18 protein-coding genes are annotated in these 18,960 nt (G+C 62.2%); 14 read left to right on the forward strand and 4 right to left on the reverse strand.

Annotation, left to right across the window (positions count from 1 at the left end):
• Positions 1-45 precede the first annotated feature (45 nt).
• The gene (locus tag LK539_RS06700) at positions 46-453 is read right to left on the reverse strand and encodes a hypothetical protein (RefSeq protein ID WP_227800134.1); all 408 of its coding nucleotides are present in this window, start codon (positions 451-453) and stop codon (positions 46-48) included.
• A 213-nt stretch (positions 454-666) separates the two neighbouring features.
• Between LK539_RS06700 and LK539_RS06705 the strand changes: the two genes are divergently transcribed.
• Positions 667-876: a hypothetical protein gene (locus LK539_RS06705; protein ID WP_227800135.1), complete on the forward strand. Its 210-nt coding sequence runs from the start codon at positions 667-669 to the stop codon at positions 874-876.
• Here the strand turns inward: LK539_RS06705 and LK539_RS06710 are convergent, their stop codons facing one another.
• From LK539_RS06710 to LK539_RS06720, 3 genes are read right to left on the reverse strand one after another with little or no spacing between them, the layout of a single operon-like run.
• Entirely contained in the window at positions 877-1,776 is a 900-nt protein-coding gene (locus LK539_RS06710) for a LysR family transcriptional regulator (RefSeq protein ID WP_227800136.1), read from the reverse strand. It abuts the gene before it with no gap.
• Positions 1,777-1,789: 13 nt separating this feature from the next.
• On the reverse strand, positions 1,790-2,698 hold the full coding sequence (locus LK539_RS06715) for a pseudouridine-5'-phosphate glycosidase (RefSeq protein WP_227800137.1): 909 nt from the start codon (positions 2,696-2,698) through the stop codon (positions 1,790-1,792).
• Positions 2,699-2,700: 2 nt separating this feature from the next.
• On the reverse strand, positions 2,701-3,840 hold the full coding sequence (locus LK539_RS06720; protein ID WP_227800138.1) for a PfkB family carbohydrate kinase: 1,140 nt from the start codon (positions 3,838-3,840) through the stop codon (positions 2,701-2,703).
• 286 nt (positions 3,841-4,126) lie between these two features.
• Between LK539_RS06720 and xapA the strand changes: the two genes are divergently transcribed.
• The 13 genes from xapA (at position 4,127) to LK539_RS06785 (ending at position 18,958) form a co-directional block, all read left to right on the forward strand.
• Positions 4,127-4,969 carry a xanthosine phosphorylase gene (xapA, locus tag LK539_RS06725; protein WP_227800139.1) on the forward strand — a complete coding sequence of 281 codons (843 nt, stop codon included), beginning with the start codon at positions 4,127-4,129 and terminating at the stop codon, positions 4,967-4,969.
• Positions 4,970-4,987: 18 nt separating this feature from the next.
• Positions 4,988-6,181 (forward strand): phosphopentomutase, encoded by a 1,194-nt coding sequence (locus LK539_RS06730; RefSeq protein WP_227800140.1) that lies wholly within the window; start codon positions 4,988-4,990, stop codon positions 6,179-6,181.
• Positions 6,178-7,134 (forward strand): deoxyribose-phosphate aldolase, encoded by a 957-nt coding sequence (gene deoC, locus LK539_RS06735; protein WP_227800141.1) that lies wholly within the window; start codon positions 6,178-6,180, stop codon positions 7,132-7,134. The genes LK539_RS06730 and deoC overlap by 4 nt, the downstream gene beginning before the upstream one ends.
• Positions 7,135-7,152: 18 nt before the next feature.
• Positions 7,153-9,531: an aldehyde dehydrogenase family protein gene (locus LK539_RS06740; protein WP_373889516.1), complete on the forward strand. Its 2,379-nt coding sequence runs from the start codon at positions 7,153-7,155 to the stop codon at positions 9,529-9,531.
• A 128-nt stretch (positions 9,532-9,659) separates the two neighbouring features.
• The gene (gene deoA / locus LK539_RS06745; protein WP_227800143.1) at positions 9,660-10,982 is read left to right on the forward strand and encodes a thymidine phosphorylase; all 1,323 of its coding nucleotides are present in this window, start codon (positions 9,660-9,662) and stop codon (positions 10,980-10,982) included.
• A gap of 8 nt (positions 10,983-10,990) precedes the next feature.
• On the forward strand, positions 10,991-11,395 hold the full coding sequence (locus tag LK539_RS06750; RefSeq protein ID WP_227800144.1) for a cytidine deaminase: 405 nt from the start codon (positions 10,991-10,993) through the stop codon (positions 11,393-11,395).
• Positions 11,396-11,547: 152 nt separating this feature from the next.
• Positions 11,548-14,451, forward strand: a complete 2,904-nt coding sequence (locus LK539_RS06755) for a type VI secretion system Vgr family protein (RefSeq protein WP_227800145.1) — start codon at positions 11,548-11,550, stop codon at positions 14,449-14,451.
• Positions 14,452-14,460: 9 nt separating this feature from the next.
• A complete protein-coding gene (locus LK539_RS06760; protein ID WP_227800146.1) occupies positions 14,461-15,858 on the forward strand; it encodes a hypothetical protein in 1,398 nt (465 codons plus the stop codon).
• Between the two features lies 1 nt (position 15,859).
• A complete protein-coding gene (locus LK539_RS06765) occupies positions 15,860-16,597 on the forward strand; it encodes a hypothetical protein (RefSeq protein ID WP_227800147.1) in 738 nt (245 codons plus the stop codon).
• A gap of 127 nt (positions 16,598-16,724) precedes the next feature.
• Positions 16,725-17,483: a hypothetical protein gene (locus LK539_RS06770; protein ID WP_227800148.1), complete on the forward strand. Its 759-nt coding sequence runs from the start codon at positions 16,725-16,727 to the stop codon at positions 17,481-17,483.
• 38 nt (positions 17,484-17,521) lie between these two features.
• A complete protein-coding gene (locus LK539_RS06775) occupies positions 17,522-18,019 on the forward strand; it encodes a hypothetical protein (protein WP_227800149.1) in 498 nt (165 codons plus the stop codon).
• Positions 18,020-18,055: 36 nt separating this feature from the next.
• Positions 18,056-18,178, forward strand: coding sequence for an SH3 domain-containing protein (locus LK539_RS24535; RefSeq protein WP_227800150.1), 123 nt, complete (start codon positions 18,056-18,058; stop codon positions 18,176-18,178).
• Between the two features lie 111 nt (positions 18,179-18,289).
• Complete coding sequence (locus tag LK539_RS06785; RefSeq protein WP_227800151.1) at positions 18,290-18,958, forward strand: DUF2076 family protein; 669 nt, start codon at positions 18,290-18,292, stop codon at positions 18,956-18,958.
• The last annotated feature ends 2 nt before the right edge of the window (positions 18,959-18,960 follow it).

Below are 18,960 nucleotides of genomic sequence, written 5' to 3' on the forward strand. Positions count from 1 at the left end.
GTCGCCCGCCGGGCTGCGCCACGTTTTACTTCAGTACTTCAGGAATTAACGCTTTTCCTGCAGTTTCTCGCCAGCGCGCTCCAGGGCGGCGCCAGTCTTGTCGCCGACCTTGTCCGAAGCAGCCTTGACTTCAGCGGCGGCTTCCTTCGACTCCTGTTTCACTTCGGCGCCGGCTTCCTTGATGTTCTGGCCGGCCTTGTCGGCAGCCTGCTCGATGTTTTCGCCAGCGCGGTCAGCAGCGGCGTCCACGCGTGCAGCGGCGTTTTCGGTTGCGTTTTCGACGTTCTGTGCGGCTTCCTTGGTGTTCTGGGCAGCAGCAGCTGCGGTTGCGTCGATCGCGGCGCCGGCTTCCTGGGCAGGACCGGTGCTTGGATCGTTGTCTGCTTTCTTGCAACCGGTGGCCATCACAGCAACAGCCAGCATCAGGGCGGAGAGGGTAGCGGTGGTTTTCATGGTGTGCTCCTTGTAAAAGGTTTTGTTCAGGTTGTTGTTCATCTTTTGACAAGAGTTTGCACTAGTAGGCTGCCGAGAACGGTGCGCGAAGTAACGCAGAATAAAGAAAACATTGCTTTTACAACAAAATTTATGGAAGAGAGTGTGGCGATTGGTTCTCTTAAAGAGGCGGACGTCTTGGAGTGCGGGCAGGGGGGATGTTAGGATGAATCAATGGACCGACGAACTGATTACAAGACTGCACTGCTCATCGACGCCGCCATCCACGAGGCGGCCAGCGAAGGCCGTCCCCGCGCCGCTACCGAGCTGGCGAAAATGGGCGTGCCGCTCGAAGTCACGATGCGGGTACTGACCCGCCCGGTGGAACGCCGCCACCAGATCGCCTCGCTCAGCACGGTGGCGGTCGAGATCAAGCGCCAGTAATTACTCTTCCGGGAACAGGATGTTTAGGAAGGCCCGCACCACCGGCGCATCGCCCTCCACCGGATAGGCTATATAGAGATTCGCCGACGGCGGATCGGTCCGGATCGGCAGGAAGCGCACGCCCGGCCAGCCGATGCGGCTGGTGGTTTGCGGCAGCAGCGCCACGCCCAGGCCCGCGCCGACCATGGCCAGCAGGGTCTGCGGCTCGGCCGCTTCCTGGAAGATGGTCGGCTGGAAGCCGGCGTTGACGCAGCACTGGATCAGGTAGCGCGGCTCGGCCGACTGGTCCAGGTGCAGGGTGAGCATCGGTTCGCTCGCAATGTCGGTCAGCTCGATCGCATCCTGCTGCGCCAGCGGATGCTTCTCGTTGATCGCCACGCACACGTTCTCCTGGAAGCACAGGTCCTGGCGCAGGCCGGCCTGTTTCAGCACGTCCCCCTCGATGCGCGGTTCGCGCCAGAAGCCGACGTCGATCTGCCTGGCGCGCAGCGCTTCCCACTGGTCGTTCGGCCCGAGCTCGTGGATGGTCCAGGTCACCCGCGGATATTGACTCTGGAAGCGTTCGAGCAGGGCGGGGATCGGCCCCCACATCGCTGAGCCGACGATGCCCACCCGCAAGCGGCCCACTTCGCCGCGGTCGATCTGGCGGATGGTGTCGATCGTCATGCGCATCTTGGCCAGCAGCTCGGCCGCTTCCGTCATCAAGGCCTTGCCCGCCACCGTCAGCTCGAAGCTGCGCGTGGTGCGGGTGAACAGGCGCACCCCGAGTTCGCTTTCCAGCTTCATGATCTGCTGGCTCAGCGGCGGCTGCGAGATGTGCAGGCGCTCGGCGGCGCGCGAAAAGCTTTTTTCTTCCGCGACCGCGAGAAAGTAGCGCAGCTGTTTCAGGTCGATCGACATGGCGTGTGAACGATCAGGCGTTCAGCGCCACGGCCAGGCGCGCGCCGACCAGGGCGTTGTGCTTGACCAGCGCGATGTTGGTCGCCAGGCTGCGGCCCTCCGTCAGTTCCTTGATGCGCCCCAGCAGGAAGGGCGTGACCGCCTTGCCTTTCACGCCCTGCTGGTCCGCCTCGATCAGGGCCAGCCTGACGATGGTGTCGATCTCCTTGGTCGGCATGGCGGATTCGCTTGGCACCGGATTGCTCACCACCACGCCGCCGGCCAGGCCGAGCTGCCACTTGGTGCGGATGAAAGCTGCCTGTTCTTCGGGCGTGTCGAGCTGGAAGTCGGCCTTGAAGCCGCTCTCGCGCGTGAAGAAGGCCGGGAAGCCCGGCTGGCCGACGCTCAGCACCGGCACGCCGTGGGTTTCCAGGTATTCGAGGGTGAGGCCGATGTCCAGGATCGATTTCACGCCGGCGCAGACCACGGCCACGCTGGTGTGGGCCAGCTCCTGCAGGTCGGCCGAGATGTCGAAGCTGGTCTCGGCGCCGCGGTGCACACCGCCGATGCCGCCGGTGACGAAGACTTCGATGCCCGCCAGCTGGGCGCAGATCATGGTCGCGGCCACGGTGGTGGCGCCCAGGCGCTTCTGCGACAGCACGTAGGCCAGGTCGCGGCGGCTGACTTTCATGGCGTCGGGCGAGGAGCCCAGTAGCTCCAGCTGCTCGTTGGACAGGCCGACGCAGATCCTGCCGTCAATGATGGCGATGGTGGCCGGCACCGCGCCGGCGGCGCGGATCACGTCTTCCACTTCGCGTGCGGTCTGCACGTTCTGCGGGTAGGGCATGCCGTGCGAGATGATGGTCGATTCGAGCGCCACGATGGGTTTGCCGCTAGCGCGCGCGCTTGCCACTTCGGGCGAAAACAGGAGGAAGGATTGCATGCTCAGTCCAGTACGGATTCGTTGAGGGGGATGGCAGACGGGACGTCCAGCTGGCCGGGTTCGAGCGCCGGGCAGACAGTCTGCTCGCATTCGATGGTCAGGGCGGACAACTGCAGGCCGCGGCGGCAGGCCAGGCCCAGGTCCGCGCCTTCGCTGGCACCTTCGCTGCCGCTGTGCAGCGACCAGGCGACGGCGGCGGCAAAAGCGTCGCCCGCGCCGGTGACGTCGACCACGTCGACCGCTGGTGCGTCCAGGCGCATCACGCCGGTGGGGGAGGTGTACATGACGCCGCGGGCGCCGCGTGTGACGACCACGTCCTGCGCGCCCTGGCGCTGCACCTCGACGCAGGCGGCGCCGATGGCGGCGTCGCTGTCGAGTCTACGGCCGACCCGCACCGCCAGCTCGCCTTCGTTCAGGATCAGCAGGCGCAGGCCGAGCAGGTTGTGCGGCAGGCGCGCCATCTTCGGCTCCGACACCGCCACCAGCACCAGCGGCACGCCATCGCGCACCGAGTCGTCGAGCAGGGCGGCGATGCTGTCACGGGGCAGGTTCAGGTCGGCCACCACCAGGGCGGCGCTGGCGCGCTGCTGCTGGCGGGTGGCGAGGAAGGCGGGGTTCAAACGGTCGTTCAGGGCCATGTCGGCCAGCGCCACCACCATCTCGCCATCCCGGTCCAGCACCGCGGTATAGGCGCCGCTGGCGACGCCGTCCAGGCGCAGCGCGCCGCGGGTGTCGATGCCGGCGTCCTCGGCATGGGCGAGCAGGGCGCGGCCGGAAGCGTCATTGCCGACCGCCGTGATCAGGGCCGTGGGCGCGCCCAGGCGCGCCAGGTTTTCCGCGATGTTGCGCGCCACGCCGCCGAAGGATTCATCCTGACTGGCCGGGTTCGAGGTGCCGAGCACCAGTCTGTCGAGGGTGCGCAGCTTGCGGTCCAGGTTGGAGGCGCCGATGCACAGGATCGGACGCTGGTCGGGCAGCACGTAGGCGCGTCCCAGGATACGGCGTTCGCGCACCAGGGTGGCGATGTAGTTCGCTACCGCCGAGCGCGACAAGCCCAGTTGGGTGGCAAGGTCCTGCTGCGAAATGAAGGGGTTCGCGCGGATCAACTCGTACAACTGTTCTTTTTTGGGCAGCTCGGTCACGGTCGTCGGCGGAAGTTTCCGATAAACAAATGTTTATCGATACTAGGTAAATGTTTTGCAACTGTCAAAACAATCTTGGTGTGCTGTATCTGCATGTCAACAATACACCGTTTGATTTATTTTTTAAACCAATAAATCGACAAGAAAAATGGTATTTGCCATACATATTCGCCCTCATGCATAGTTATAATATTCTGGCTGATATGTGCCCCTTGCTTACTGTTCTGTAGCAAGGCTGTGTCCAGCCTCCTCACACCATCTCCCGATTCCGCACACAAGGACGACCATGTTCAGCAATACCCCATTCGAAGCAGCAGAAGTCATCAAGGCCCGCAAGCCCGGTTTCGCACCGCGCGCTGCACTGATCCTGGGCTCCGGCCTGGGCGTGCTGGCCGAGCAGATGCTTGATGCCGTCTCGATCAGCTACGCCGACCTGCCGGGCTTCCCGATCAGCACCGTGCACGGCCACGCCGGCGAACTGGTGCTGGGTACCCTGGCCGGCGTGCCGGTCGTGTGCATGAAGGGCCGCGGCCACTTCTACGAAGGGTACGGCGCCAACGTCATGACCTCGGCCGTGCGCACCTTCAAGCTGATCGGCTGCGAGATGCTGCTGGTGACGAATGCCGCCGGCTCGCTGCGCCCTGAAGTGGATGCGGGCAGCGTCGTGGTCCTGAACGACCACATCAACCTGCTGCCGGGCAGCCCGATGGCCGGCCCGAACGACGAACGCTTCGGCCCGCGCTTCTTCAGCATGGCCAATGCCTACGACGCCGAGCTGCGCGCCCTGATCAAGGAAACCGCAGCAAGCAAGGGCATTACCCTGAACGAAGGCGTGTACCTGGCTTGCCCGGGCCCGAACTTCGAAACGGCCGCCGAAATCCGCGCATTCAAGGCGCTCGGCGCCGACGTGGTCGGCATGTCGGTGGTGCCGGAAGTGATCTCGGCGCGCCACTGCGGCCTGAAGGTCGCCGGCATCTCGGCGATTACCAACCTGGCCGAGGGATTGAGCCCGTTCCCGCTGTCGCACGAGCAGACCCTGAAGTACGCCGCGATCGCGGCCAAGGACCTGGTCACCCTGATCCATTCCTTCATCGAGCGCTTCGGTTCGACCCCGCGCAGCGCCGCTTAATTCACCCAGCGAGATCCCATGTCACGCGCATTCATCCTCCTGCTTGACTCGTTCGGCCTGGGCGCCTTGCCCGACGCCGACAAGTATGGCGACGCAGGCGCCAATACCTTCGGCCACATCGCAGCCTGGGCCGCGAAAGAGGGCAAGCCGATGTCGCTGCCCAACCTCGAGCGCCTGGGCCTGGCCGCAGCCGCGCACAAGGCCAGCGGCGAATGGGCCGCCGGCTTCAGCCAGCGCGACGGTTTCCAGGGCGCCTGGGGCGTCGCGCGCGAGCAATCGACTGGCAAGGACACGCAGAGCGGCCACTGGGAAATCGCCGGCGTGCCGGTGCTGTTCGACTGGGGCTACTTCCCGAAAACCGTGCCGTCCTTCCCCAAAGAGCTGACCGACAAGCTACAGGAACTGACGGGCGTGCCTGGCTGGCTGGGCAACTGCCACGCTTCGGGCACCACCATCATCGACGAACTCGGCGACGAGCATGTCGCCAGTGGCAAGCCGATCCTCTACACCTCGGCCGACTCGGTGCTGCAGATCGCCGCGCACGAAGAGCACTTCGGTCTCGAGCGCCTGTACGAAGTCTGCGAAGCGGCGTATGAACTGGTCAAGCCCTACAACATCGGCCGCGTGATCGCGCGTCCTTTCCTGGGCGAGAACGGCAAGTACAAGCGCACCAGCAATCGCCACGACTACGCTGTGCCGCCGACCGCGCCGACCTTGCTGGATCACGTGAAAAACGAGGGCGGCGAGGTGATCGCACTGGGCAAGATCAGCGACATCTTCGCGGCCCAGGGCGTGACCCAGCTGATCAAGGGCGCCGACAACATGGCCCTGTTCGATCGCCTGGTCGAAGTGGCCGACACCGCGCCGTCGAAATCGCTCACGTTTGTCAACTTCGTCGACTTCGACATGCACTTCGGCCACCGCCGCGACGTCGCCGGCTACTCGAATGCGCTGCACGAGCTGGACGCGCGCCTGCCGGAATTCATGGCCAAGCTGAAGGACGGCGACCTGGTCGTCATCACTGCCGACCACGGCTGCGACCCGACGGCCCCGGGCTCGGACCACACCCGCGAGCACATCCCGATGATCTTCTTCGGCCCGAACGTCGCCCCGCAGGAACTGCCTACCGCGAGTACCTTCTCGGATATCGGCGCAACCCTTGCCAAGCACCTTGGCGTCAAACCCCTTTCGAACGGAACCGCACTGCTATGACCCAGCCCCTGGATTTCAAACGTAACACCGCCGTCGGCCTCGACCTCGGCCTGGTCAAGCACGTCAAGGTGAACCGCAACGCGGCCGACCGCCGCGCCGCCAGCCTGGCGAACCGTCGTACCGTCAAGAAGGAATACCAGGCTGCCTGGCTGGTGCGCGCCGTCGAGTGCATGGACCTGACCACCCTGGGCGGCGACGACACCCCGGGCCGCGTCGAGCGCCTGTGCATGAAGGCGATGCGCCCGCTGCGTTCGGACCTGATGCAGGCCCTCGGCCTGGAATCGCTCACCACCGGCGCCGTCTGCGTGTACCACGAGATGATCGGGCCGGCCGTGAAGGTGCTGCAGGGCCGCCTGCCGATCGCCGCGGTGTCGACCGCCTTCCCGGCCGGCCTGTCCAGCCTGGAAACCAAGCTGCGCGAGATCGAACTGTCGGTGGCCGCCGGTGCGACCGAGATCGACATCGTGATCACCCGCCAGCACGTCCTGACCGGCAACTGGCAAGCGCTGTACGACGAGATGGTAGCTTACCGCCAGGCTTGCGGCGAAGCGCACGTCAAGGCGATCCTTGCCACCGGCGACATCGTCACCCTGGACAACGTGGCCAAGGCCTCGATGGTCTGCATGATGGCGGGCGCCGATTTCATCAAGACCTCGACCGGTAAAGAGGGCGTCAACGCCACCATCCCGGTGTCCCTGGTGATGACCCGCGCGATCCGCGACTACTACGAGCAGACCGGCTTCCAGGTCGGCTACAAGCCGGCCGGCGGCGTCTCGACTGCCAAGGCCGCGCTGCAGTACCTGACCGTGATGAAGGAAGAACTCGGCAACGACTGGCTGCAGCCGCACCTGTTCCGCATCGGCGCCTCGAGCCTGATGACCGACATCGAACGCCAGCTCGAACACTACGTGACCGGCAATTACTCGGCCGCCCATCGCCACGCGCAACCATAAAACAGCAACGGATTCGTCATGCCAACTATTAAAGAGATTCTTCAGACTATGGATTACGGCCCCGCACCAGAAAGCACCAAGGAAGCGAATGCGTGGCTGGACCAGCATGGACGCCGTTTTGGTTTGTTCATCGATGGCGCATGGACCGAAGCTGCGACCACCTTCGCCACCAACAACCCGGCCGATGCCAGCGAACTGGCCCAAGTGACGCAAGCCACCGCGGACGACGTGGAACGCGCCGTGCAGGCCGCGCGCCGCGCGCAGCCGGGCTGGGTGGCGCTGGGCGGCCATGGCCGCGCCAAGATCATGTATTCGCTGGCGCGCCTGCTGCAGAAGCACTCGCGCCTGTTCGCCGTGCTCGAGACCCTGGACAACGGCAAGACCATCCGCGAAACCCGCGACGCCGACCTGCCGCTGGCCGCGCGCCACTTCTACCACCACGCCGGCTGGGCCCAGCTGCAGCAAGAAGAATTCGCCGACTACCGCGCCGTGGGCGTGGTCGGCCAGATCGTGCCGTGGAACTTCCCGCTGCTGATGCTGGCATGGAAGATCGCCCCGGCCCTGGCCGCCGGTAACACCATCGTGTTCAAGCCGGCCGAGTTCACCCCGCTGACCGCGCTGCTGTTCGCCGAGATCTGCCAGCACGCTGGCGTCCCTAGTGGCGTGGTCAACATCGTCACCGGCGACGGCGCCGTGGGCGAAGCGATCGTGAACCACCCGGGCATCGACAAGCTGGCCTTCACCGGCTCGACCGAAGTAGGCCGCATCATCAGGAAGAGCACAGCAGGCACCGGCAAGAAGCTGTCGCTGGAACTGGGCGGCAAGTCGCCCTTCATCGTGTTCGACGATGCCGACCTGGATGCAGCGGTCGAAGGCCTGGTCGATTCGATCTGGTTCAACCAGGGCCAGGTCTGCTGCGCCGGTTCGCGCCTGCTGGTGCAGGAATCGGTGTACGACCGCTTCATCGCCAAGGTCAAGGCACGCATGCAGAACCTGCGCGTCGGCTCGCCGCTGGACAAGTCGAACGACATCGGCGCGCTGGTCGATCCGATCCAGCAGCAGCGCATCCACGGTCTGGTGGAATCGGCACGCGCCGAAGGTTGCGAAATCTGGCAGCCGAGCTGCGAAGCGCCGACCGCCGGTTCCTGGTACCTGCCGACCCTGATCACCGGCGCCTCGACCTCGGCCGCCGTCGCGCAAGCCGAAATCTTCGGCCCGGTGCTGGTGGCGATGAGCTTCCGCACCCCGAGCGAAGCGGTACAGCTGGCGAACAACACCGTGTATGGCCTGGCCGCCTGCGTGTGGTCGGAATCGATCTCGCTGGCGCTGGACGTGGCGCCGCAGATCAAGGCCGGCGTGGTGTGGATCAACACCGCCAACCAGTTCGACGCAGCCTGCGGTTTCGGCGGCTACAAGGAATCGGGCTTCGGCCGCGAAGGCGGCAAAGAGGGCATGTACGAGTACCTGACGCCGTTGTCGGAAGATGCACGCCTGGCCGCCCCGGTGGCGCCTGAAAAAGGCCGCGTGAAAGCGTCGGAAGAGGGCAGCCCGTTCGCCGTCGACCGCACCGCCAAGCTGTACATCGGCGGCAAACAGGCGCGCCCGGATGGCGCCTACAGCCGCGCAATCAACGGCGCGAATGGCGCCTTCCTGGCCGACGTCGGCGAAGGCAACCGCAAGGACATCCGCAACGCGGTGGAAGCGGCGCACAAGGCATCCGGCTGGTCCAAGGCCACCGCGCACAACCGCGCGCAGGTGCTGTACTACATCGCCGAGAACCTGGCGATCCGCGCCGACGAATTCGCCCAGCGTATCGCCGCGCAGACCGGTGCGAAAGACGCCGCTCGCGAAGTCCAGGCCTCGATCGAGCGCCTGTTCTACTGGGCCGCATGGTGCGACAAGTACGACGGCCAGGCCCACCAGCCGCCGATGCACGGCATCACCGTGGCGCTGAACGAGCCGGTCGGCGTGATCGGCATCATCTGCCCGAACGAGAACCCGCTGCTGGGCTTCATCTCGCTGGTCGCTCCGGCGCTGGCACTGGGCAACCGCGTGGTGGCTGTACCGTCGGAGACGGCGCCGCTGTCGGCGACCGACCTGTACCAGGTGCTGGACACCTCGGACCTGCCGGGCGGTGCGCTCAACATCGTCACCGGTTCGGCCTCGGAACTGGCGCGCACGCTGGCGTCGCACTCGGACGTGGATGCGGTGTGGCGTCATGATGGTTCGGCGGAAGGTTGCGCGGAAGTCGAGCGTCTGTCGGCTGAATCGCTCAAGCGCACCTGGGTCGGCGGCGCCAAGGGCCGTGACTGGTTCGACGCGAAGCAGGCCTGCGGCCGCACCGTCCTGCAGCACGCTTCGCAAGTCAAGAACGTCTGGATTCCGTACGGCGTTTAAGTATCGTTAGCGCTTGCATGGCGCATTGGTAGGGTGGGCGGCTTTGCCGCCCACGCGGTGGGGCAGATGCCAACTATCACTGCGTGGGCGGGAGACCCGCCCACCCTACGTTATAGAAAAGGTTTGATATGTTCCTCCCCCAAGAAATCGTCCGCAAAAAGCGTGACGGCGGCATCCTGAGCGCCGAAGAGATCCAGTTCTTCGTGCGCGGCATCCCTGACGGCAGCACCACCGAAGGCCAGATCGCCGCACTCGCGATGGCCGTCTACTTCAACGACATGACCATGGACGAACGCGTCGCCTTCACGCTAGCGATGCGCGATTCCGGCCTGGTGATGGAATGGAAATCCCTGGACCTGCCGGGCCCCGTGGTCGACAAGCACTCGACCGGCGGCGTCGGCGACGTGGTTTCGCTCATGCTGGGCCCGATGATCGCCGCCTGCGGCGGCTACGTGCCGATGATCTCGGGCCGCGGCCTGGGCCACACCGGCGGCACCCTGGACAAGTTCGATTCCATCCCCGGCTACAGCACCGTGCCGGATCCGGACACCTTCCGCAAGGTGGTGAAAGACGTGGGCGTGGCCATCATCGGCCAGACGGCCCAGCTGGCGCCGGCCGACAAGCGCTTCTACAGCATCCGTGACACCACGGCGACCGTGGAATCGGTGGCCATGATTACCGGCTCGATCCTCTCGAAGAAGCTGGCCGCCGGCCTGGATGCGCTGGTGATGGACGTGAAGGTCGGCAGCGGCGCCTTCATGCCGACCTATGACAAGTCGGTGGAGCTGGCCGAGAGCATCGTCCACGTCGGCAATGGCGCCGGCACCCGCACCTCGGCAATCCTGACCGGCATGAACGAATCGCTCTGCCACGCCGCCGGCAACGCCGTCGAAGTGCGCGTCGCCATCGACTACCTGACCGGCAAGTCGCGCCCCGCGCGCCTGCACGAAGTGACGATGGCGCTGTGCGCCGAGATGCTGGTCATCTCGGGTATCGCCGCGAACGATGGCGAAGCCCGCGCCAAGCTGCAGGCGGCGCTGGATTCGGGCGAAGCGGCCGAGCGTTTCGCGCGCATGGTCAGCGCCCTGGGCGGCCCGGCCGACCTCATGGACAAGCCGGACGCAAACCTGGAAACCGCGCCGGTCATCGTGCCGGCGCCCGCTCTGCAGGCAGGCTTTGCGAGCTCGGTCGACACCCGCGGCCTGGGCCTGGCCGTGGTGGCCCTGGGCGGCGGCCGTGTGCGCCCGCAGGACTCGATCGACTTCGCCGTCGGTCTCACCAACCTGGTCGAACTGGGCGACAGCATCGCCGTCGGCCAGCCGCTGGCGATGGTTCACGCACGCTCCGTGGAGGCTGCCGAGCAGGCGGTGCGCCAGGTCCAGGCGGCCTACCAGATCGGCGCCGCGAAGCCGGCTGCCGAGCCGATGATCTACAAGACCATCCGTCCTTGAGGCCCCAGATGAAATACGCAAAACTGATCGACGAAGCGCGCGCCGCGCGCGAACTGGCCTACACCCCGTACTCGAAGTTCAAGGTGGGCGCGGCCCTGGAATGCAAGGACGGCCGCATTTTCCGCGGCTGTAACATCGAGAACGCGTCCTACGGCCTGTGCAACTGCGCCGAGCGCACCGCCTTCTTCAGTGCGATCGCCCAGGGCTACCAGCCGGGCGACTTCACCGCGCTGGCGGTGATCGGCCAGACTGACGGCCCGATCGCTCCCTGCGGCGCCTGCCGCCAGGTGATCCTGGAACTGGGCGGCAATGCGCTGCCGGTGGTGCTGACCAACCTGAAGGGCGACGTGTTCGAGACCACCGCCGCGGAACAACTGCCGAACGCCTTCGGCGGCCGTGACCTGAACACCTGAGACCTCACTGTCTGATCACGAAGCGCTGCACGTGGCAACACGGCAGCGCTTTTTTGTTTTCCGAACAGCAAGCCGACTGAGCTTCCTCAAGAGCAGATGTGCGATCCGGGCGTGTAATCGCCTGATCGCGTTGCATTGCGTGGGAGGAAACGATGTCGGAACACGCCCAGATTGCCAGCCTGTTGGCTGCCTTTGGCAGCTATACGCAGGACACCCGCCTGCTCAGGCTCACGACGCCGCTCGGCACCGATCTGCTGGCGGAAAGCATGCGCGGCGAGGAGGGGATCAGCCGCGGCTTCCGCTTCGCCATCGACGCGCTGTCCACGGATGTCGGCATCCCGCTGAAATCGCTGGTCGGGCAGCCGGCGCTGCTCGAGCTGCTCACCGCCGGCACGGGCGTGCTGCGGCCCTTCCACGGCTACGTCAGCACGATGGAGATGAGCGGCGCGAACGGCGGCTTCGTGCGCTATACCTTGACGCTGGAACCGTGGACCAGCTTCCTGGCGCTGGGGCGCGATAGCCGCATCTTCCAGGACATGTCGGTGTTCGACATCCTGGACGTCGTGTTCGGCAGCTATGCGGGACGGGCCAGGCTGGCGCCGCAATGGCGGCTGGAGATCGCCGACCGCAGCGTCTACCCCAGGCGCAGCCTGACCACGCAGTACCAGGAGAGCGACCTGGCTTTTGTGGAACGCCTGATGCACGAAGAGGGGCTGTTCTACTTCTTCGAGCACAGCGGCGACGCCGACAGGGCCACGCTCGGCCAGCACACCATGGTGATCGCCGACCACAACGGCGCCTTCCAGCCAAACCTGCAATCGGAAGTCGACTTCACGCGGCCCGGCGCCGTCATGAAGGCCGACAGCATCGACCGCTGGCGCACCGAATCGCGCCTGCTGACCAATGCGATCGAGCTGGGGAGCTGGGACTACCGCACGGTGCGCCAGCGGGTCGTCGCGGCATCCGGCGCCGATGCGTCGGGCGAATTGCTGCTCAGCCGCGACGCCCCCGGCGTGTACGCATGGGAGACGCGCGAGCAGGGCGAACGGCTGGCGGAAAACCAGATCCAGGCCTGCGAGGCCGCGCGCCAGCTCCACGTCGCCGCGGGCACCGTGCGCAGCTTCGCGCCTGGCACCAGCTTCACGCTGCACGGACATGCGCGCTTTGACGCGCTCGATGGCGACGATGCGCGCCGCTTCATCATCGTCGGCGCCCGACACCTCATGCATAACAACCTGACCGCGGACATGCTGCAGACGGTCGAGAAGCTGCTGGGACGGGGCCCGGTCGCCGGCATCGGCGCGCACGACGCCGAACTCAGGATTCCTCGGCAGCTCGACGGCGAACGGCCGATGTACCGCAACCGGATCGAAGCCATCCCTGCCAGCGTCCCGTATCGCAGCACCGGGCAGGAAGAGCACGGACGCTTCCTCCATCCACGCCCGACCGTGCGCGGGCAGCAGACCGCGATCGTCGTCGGCCCGCCGGGCGCGGTGGTGCACACCGACCGGGATCACCGCATCAAGGTGCAGTTCCACTGGCAGCGCGGTGCGGCGAGCCACAGCCGCATGACGCATCCGTCCGCCGAGGGCCACACCGGCGCCCCCGGTGACGACACGGCCGGGACCTGGGTGCGGATTGCGACACCGGTCGCAGGCGCCAACTGGGGCAGCAACATGGTGCCGCGCGTGGGACAGGAAGTGCTGGTCGATTTCATCGAAGGGGACATCGACCGGCCGGTGGTTATTGGCGCCCTGTACAACGGGCGCGGGCAGCCGGATGCGCAGCACAACCAAGTGGCGAGCGGCCCTGGTGCGATGACCGGAAATGCGCCGCCATGGTTCCCCGGCGAGGGCGGGGGACATGGTCATGCGGCCGTGCTGTCCGGGTTCAAATCGCAAAGCATGGGTGACAGCCAGTCCGGCAGCGGCGCGTACAGCCAGCTGGTGTTTGACGACAGCCCGGGGCAGGCGCGTATCGGGCTGCAATGCCACATGAAGCCGCACCAGGGAACGGCCGAGCTGAACCTGGGGCATCTGGTGCATCAGACCGACAACGAGCGCCTGGCGACTGTCGGTTTCGGCGCCGAGCTGAAAACTGCGCACAGCCTGGCGATGCGGGCTGGGAAGGGCATGCTGCTGTCGACCGATGCACGCCAGGGCGCGAGCGGCAGCCAGCTCGATGCGCGCGAAGCGGTGGCGCAGATCGAGGAGAGCCATCAGCTGCAGGTAGAGGTGGCTGGTTTGGCGCAGAAGCACAACGCAAAACTCGAAGGCGAACCAGCGCCGGAAGAGATCGCGGCGATCAAGGAGATGCGCCACAGCGCGGAGGTGATCGCTGCCGAAGAAGGTGGGGCGGCGGCGTTCAGCGAGCCGCAGCTGCAATTGTCGAGTCCAGCGGGGATTGTGGTGACTACGCCGGCAGATGCCGTGCTGTCGGCGGGGACCAGCAGCTCCATCGTGGCGGGACAGGACATCAACATGGTCGCGCAGGGGAGTTCGTCGATGCTGGTGGCGAAGGGCATCAGCTTGTTCACGTACGGGAAAGCGACCAATAAGGACAAGCCGAATCAGGAGGTGGGGATCAAGCTGCATGCCGCCAGTGGCAAGCTGAGTTGCCAGAGCCAGTCGGGTTCGACCAGGCTGACGGCGGACAAGAAGATCACGGTGGCCAGCGTGACGAAGTCGGTGACGATTGCGGCGCCGAAGAAGCATGTGGTGCTGACTGCACAGGGGGCCTACATCAAGCTGGAAGGGGGGAACATCGAGGTGCACGCGCCGGGGAATGTGGAGTTCAAGGCGAGCAAGAAAGAGCTGGCTGGGCCGGTCAGTGTATCCAGCCCGGAGCTAGCTATGAAAGTGTCCGAGCTCAACATAAAGCGTGACCTTGAGATCGAGTATGTCGATGCTGATGGCAATGCTCTCACCGATGAGCCAATCAGCTTGGCGTTCTCCTCTGGTTCAGAGAAAAAGGCTGTACTGGATGGGAGTGGGAAGGCAGTGATCAAGAACGTCCCGCTAGGGCCGTTTGGCGCAAATCAGCCACGACGCAAGTGAGGCCAGTGAATGGGTGCTAAGAACACAGGTTCCACATCGAAGCCGGCGGCGCAAGAGGTATGTATTGATCTGCCTGGAGAGCGTGTGCAGTGCTGGCGCTCGGCCGACAACGTAAAAGTCATTTTGCGCAAGCACCGCGATGTCTTTTTCGATATCAATCTTAAGAGCAATGCCATTTATACCGTCGAGTCGCAGTCAGCATTTTATAGTCCGAGAGAAAAGAAACTGTTGAAGACCGCGCTGTTCCTCGATGGCGAGCGGTTTCACCTTTGGGTGGGGCGAGACTTCAAAGGGCATCTTGTTCTTAGCGCCGATGGTGCCGTCATCGGAAGATATGAGGTATCCATACTCGACTCCTCACGCTATGGAAGCGATCCTAAAGAAAAGCCTGAGCCTCTGTTAGTTGCAATCGGGACAAAAAAAGAGAGCTTCTCCTGTACCGCAGCTGACCCCCTAGGAGTGGCGCAACCCCAATTAAGCATTTTCTCTTCGCTCGAGCCAAAACTGCCACTTCTCGCTGACATAGGGCGCAGCCGCTTCGACTATTCCTATACTCCCGAACCTCCAGAGATAGCGAAGTATGTAGCGGTTGTCGATGTAGAACAGCAGGAGATTCGTCCGGAGGTTTTGAAGCAGCTCGAGAGCGGCGCGGTGACAGGTACCCCGAGTCAGGTTTTTACGATCTCTGACAAAACGCGTGACGATTCGAAACTTATTGATGCCCTGGCTGCCACAGCGACGGCCATTGCTGGGAGCTCCTTTGTTACAAGTAATGAGTTTAAGGAAACTGCTGGCTATCTTCAGGAGAATTTGAGAACTCTGGACAAGCTTTCAATGGTTGTCCGTATTGAGAAGAAAACGAAAGGTGCATATAAGGTGATACTGAAAGGGAAGCCCTTATCGAGGTTTCTTGCTGAATCCGCCGGTCTCATAAAAACGTCCAAAACCGTCCATAAGAGCGCTGCCCTAGGATCCGAAGCGACCAAATTCCTTGATGGCGGCTTTGGAAGGACGGGCATGGCGCGATTTGGCGGCGCGCGTCGCATTATGTTGACGACGGTCAATAATTTTAAAGGCGGTTTAAAAATACAGGTTGTGGGGACGATCATCGATCTGTTTGTCGATGCGCACAACGTCTACGTTGATGAAAAAGGCAGCAGGGACCTATCCGAGTTTCTCGGCCGCGCTGGTGTCTCGATTGCGAAGGCTGGGGCGACTGCGGCGATTGGTAGCGCTATTGCAGCAATCAGCGTAGCAGGGCTGACTGCTCTAGCCTGCGGAGTAGCCGTACCTGTTGCTGCAGTAGTTCTAGTAGTGGTTGGCGGCTATATCGCAGCAGCGTATGCAGTCGATAAACTGGACAACGCCTTCAAAATCAAGCAATCAGTGGCTGAATTGGCGAGATAACATGTTAAGCAGATCCGTCTCTAGAATTTATTTTTCTGCGCTCCTGTCGGCAGGCGCGACCCTTGGAGGATGGGCAATCACCGCAACGTTTGGAGGAGATAGTGCTGCGCTATCCTTCTTATACTTCAGTGTTCCGACAACCGTAGGCGCCCTGGTTATTCAGATTGTGCTTTTTTCAAGGAGCGAAGATCGGCTGCGAGCCCTGATAATGTTTAATATTTCGGCTGGATTTGGTGTCTTATGGTTGATGATGTGTTTAGTGCTTCCGATATTTTGGGCCGGTTCGATCGGTGTCATTGGAAAATCGATTTTATGCCTTTTCTCATTTGTGGTTTTTTATGCGAACGTTGCGGAGGGAGTCAGTAAGTTTCGCGAGCAATGGGGGCAGAAAGGTGAGCGGATTCTCGATCGACACTACAAGGCAGGCCAAGGCGTGATCGATTGGAACAAAATCATAGGAAGCTTGAAATTATCAGCCTCAATCTACATCCCTGGAATTCCAGCAAAAATGGATCCAGTTGTGTCGACATCGCTGGTCATATCGATGCTCGCTGGATTCACACTTAGGAAGGTTTTTCCAATCGCCAGTATATTTGCCTGGAGTATCCCGTCCTTGATTGTTATCGCAACAATCTTGCAGATCGTAGGGATTGCGATTGGTCAACTCTCGGTTTTGAGTGAGCTTGAGAGAAAAAACGATAAAGTTCTTAGGCTAGCATTTCCCGGAAAAACAAGTTAAAGCGTTTCCCTATCACCGCGCGACATGTGGAAGTAACTTCCCCATTTTGAGAAATTTAGATGATATCAACCCAAAAGGGATGCGCCCATCGAGGCTCGTCGGCATCTGCGCGTGCCTTCCGTTTCTCATGAGTTTTGTCACTCTGCCTCTCGCTTATGGTGCTGCACCACACATTCCACTTACAGCAAATCCAGTCGCGCGGTTAGTTTTTCTAGTCTTGGCGATTTCGCTGCTTCTGGCCTTCTTATCGTTCGCTCTGCGCTGGGATTGGCGAACGAAATATTACGGGATATCGCTAATGTTCGGTGCGAGTATTTCGCTCTTTGCCATCGTTCCTTTATTAGCCTTGATGATATACGGAAGCCTCGCGCTATGGCTAAAGTTATTTGTGCTAGCGTTTTATGTCATCAGCCACGTAGTGTGGTGTCGAAAGTTTTCGGCCTTGTACAAGGACGCATTTGAGAACGACGCGCTGCGCGAGGTCTTGTATGAAGAAGAGCCGAATGGCGTTTATTATATGCGTAGTGGAGACCAATATCTTCTTGATAAATATTACAAATTTACGCAAATGCCGCGTGATAGATATTTTGCGATATTCATTGTGCTTGCGTTAGCGTTGATGCCGATGACGCGCAGCGTTCGAGAATTTACGGGAATTCCATTCACGCATGCTTTTCTTGTGGTTGCAATGGTTCCTGTAAGCTGGATGAGTTTCGGTTTTTCTTTTCGAGGCTATCTAGTTTGTTACCTCTATCCCGCTAAAATCCGGCGTGCGACAGGGAAGGAAGTGTTGGTAGACGTGGTAAGCAAGCATAAGGCTTTAGATAGGAAAATATTTCGTGCGAACCGTCTTAAGCCTCAAGATAGAGGTATTACAAATTCATAAAGTTTGATGGACGAACTGAAATCGCAGGCAGAGAAGAGATGAAAAACCTTGGATCATTAAGCATTGCAATACTTATTTCGTGTACCGGCGCTCAAGCATTCGCGTCAGGGTTTCCCGGCTCCGCGAAAGGGGATTTCTTGGATAACCCATTCTTGGCATATGGGTTCAACCCAACAACCAAAGTCATTAGTGGCTATCTGGTAGCACTCAGGACAGCTCCTGGAAGGACGGATGAGTGCAAGATGGCATTCAAAGGTAGTGCAAATGAATTGTCGGTGAAATATTTAGCAGGAACATGGGTGCGCGAAGACGCGCCTCAATCCGACCAGCGAACTTCCATCAAAATAGAAAGGAATGAGCCTGTTTTGAAGTTCCATACAGAATCGTTAGGCGGCGAATGTGACTGGATTCTTCCTTTTGTGCTCGCTTCGCCGGAGCGAGAAATCGGAGACGAATTCGTTGTAAGTATGAACGTTCAGAATTCCGGCGACTGGATCGGTGTATATGTGATCAGCACGAAAAAAGCTAAGCTCTAAGGTGAACCTGTAAGTATTTTATTGAAGAACGCGTACTTGGTCCGAGGCGACGTAGTCTACGTGTATGAAGAACGGCCTGACTGGTATTTTGTTCGATACGACAATGGGAAAAGGGAGACTATGGGATGGATCAGAAAGTCTGATACGGTTCAGCCGTAAGCACCTCGACGGCTCTCTCCGGTTATCGCCCATCCTAGTGCGTTGGCCTTGAAATCGCTGCCAAGCACACAACATGCAGAAGTGACCACTTTTTCGATGAGGAGCACCACCATGAGCCCATCCGACACTCAAAAACTGCATGACTTCCTCGGCCAACTCATCCAGGCACGAGGCATCCAGAAAGACCCTGAAGCCGACGCGCTTATCCAGCGTGCGGTTGCGCAGCAGCCCGATGCCGCCTACCTGCTGGTCCAGCGTGCGCTGCTGATGGATCAGGCGTTGGACAGCGCCCGCGCCCAGATTGCCGCGCTGGAAAACCAGCTGCATCAGCATCAGAACCAGAGCAGCGGCGGCGGCTTCCTCGACCCGTATTCCTGGGGCAGCCGGCGCCAGGTCAGCCACCCGCAATCCCACCACATGCATTACCAGCATGCCATGCCGGGCTCGATGAGCCGCGGCATGGGTGGTTTCCTGCGCGGTGGGGGAGGGGGCGGGCTGCTCGGGTCGATTGCGGCGACGGCGGCGGGCGTGGCTGCGGGCAGCTTCCTGTTCCACGGTCTCGACAACCTGTTCCATGACCACGACGGCAACGCAGGCGGCGCCCATCTGCTGGGCGGGGAGAACCTGAGCGGCGGCGACCTGTCCGGCAGCTCGCTGGCCGACCAAGCCGGCCTGGGCGACATCGGCAGCGGCGACAGCCTGCTCGCCGACGACCTCGGTTCCGAAGGCAGCGGCGGCTTCTTCGACGGCGACGGTTCCGACGAAGGCCTGTTCGGCTGAAC

Origin of the sequence: Massilia sp. IC2-476 (genome assembly GCF_020707295.1) — a bacterium.
Lineage (GTDB): Bacteria > Pseudomonadota > Gammaproteobacteria > Burkholderiales > Burkholderiaceae_D > Telluria.

What these genes read in the sequence shown, in the direction of transcription:
- xapA (WP_227800139.1), top strand. Translation starts at nt 4,127, where the DNA reads ATGTTCAGCAATACCCCATTCGAAGCAGCAGAAGTCATCAAGGCCCGC.
- LK539_RS06755 (WP_227800145.1), top strand. Translation starts at nt 11,548, where the DNA reads ATGTCGGAACACGCCCAGATTGCCAGCCTGTTGGCTGCCTTTGGCAGC.
- LK539_RS06770 (WP_227800148.1), top strand. Translation starts at nt 16,725, where the DNA reads ATGAGTTTTGTCACTCTGCCTCTCGCTTATGGTGCTGCACCACACATT.
- LK539_RS06730 (WP_227800140.1), top strand. Translation starts at nt 4,988, where the DNA reads ATGTCACGCGCATTCATCCTCCTGCTTGACTCGTTCGGCCTGGGCGCC.
- LK539_RS06785 (WP_227800151.1), top strand. Translation starts at nt 18,290, where the DNA reads ATGAGCCCATCCGACACTCAAAAACTGCATGACTTCCTCGGCCAACTC.
- LK539_RS06710 (WP_227800136.1), bottom strand. Translation starts at nt 1,776, where the DNA reads ATGTCGATCGACCTGAAACAGCTGCGCTACTTTCTCGCGGTCGCGGAA.
- LK539_RS06740 (WP_373889516.1), top strand. Translation starts at nt 7,153, where the DNA reads ATGCCAACTATTAAAGAGATTCTTCAGACTATGGATTACGGCCCCGCA.
- LK539_RS06775 (WP_227800149.1), top strand. Translation starts at nt 17,522, where the DNA reads ATGAAAAACCTTGGATCATTAAGCATTGCAATACTTATTTCGTGTACC.
- LK539_RS06750 (WP_227800144.1), top strand. Translation starts at nt 10,991, where the DNA reads ATGAAATACGCAAAACTGATCGACGAAGCGCGCGCCGCGCGCGAACTG.
- LK539_RS06760 (WP_227800146.1), top strand. Translation starts at nt 14,461, where the DNA reads ATGGGTGCTAAGAACACAGGTTCCACATCGAAGCCGGCGGCGCAAGAG.
- LK539_RS06700 (WP_227800134.1), bottom strand. Translation starts at nt 453, where the DNA reads ATGAAAACCACCGCTACCCTCTCCGCCCTGATGCTGGCTGTTGCTGTG.
- LK539_RS06705 (WP_227800135.1), top strand. Translation starts at nt 667, where the DNA reads ATGGACCGACGAACTGATTACAAGACTGCACTGCTCATCGACGCCGCC.
- LK539_RS06715 (WP_227800137.1), bottom strand. Translation starts at nt 2,698, where the DNA reads ATGCAATCCTTCCTCCTGTTTTCGCCCGAAGTGGCAAGCGCGCGCGCT.
- deoA (WP_227800143.1), top strand. Translation starts at nt 9,660, where the DNA reads ATGTTCCTCCCCCAAGAAATCGTCCGCAAAAAGCGTGACGGCGGCATC.
- deoC (WP_227800141.1), top strand. Translation starts at nt 6,178, where the DNA reads ATGACCCAGCCCCTGGATTTCAAACGTAACACCGCCGTCGGCCTCGAC.
- LK539_RS06765 (WP_227800147.1), top strand. Translation starts at nt 15,860, where the DNA reads ATGTTAAGCAGATCCGTCTCTAGAATTTATTTTTCTGCGCTCCTGTCG.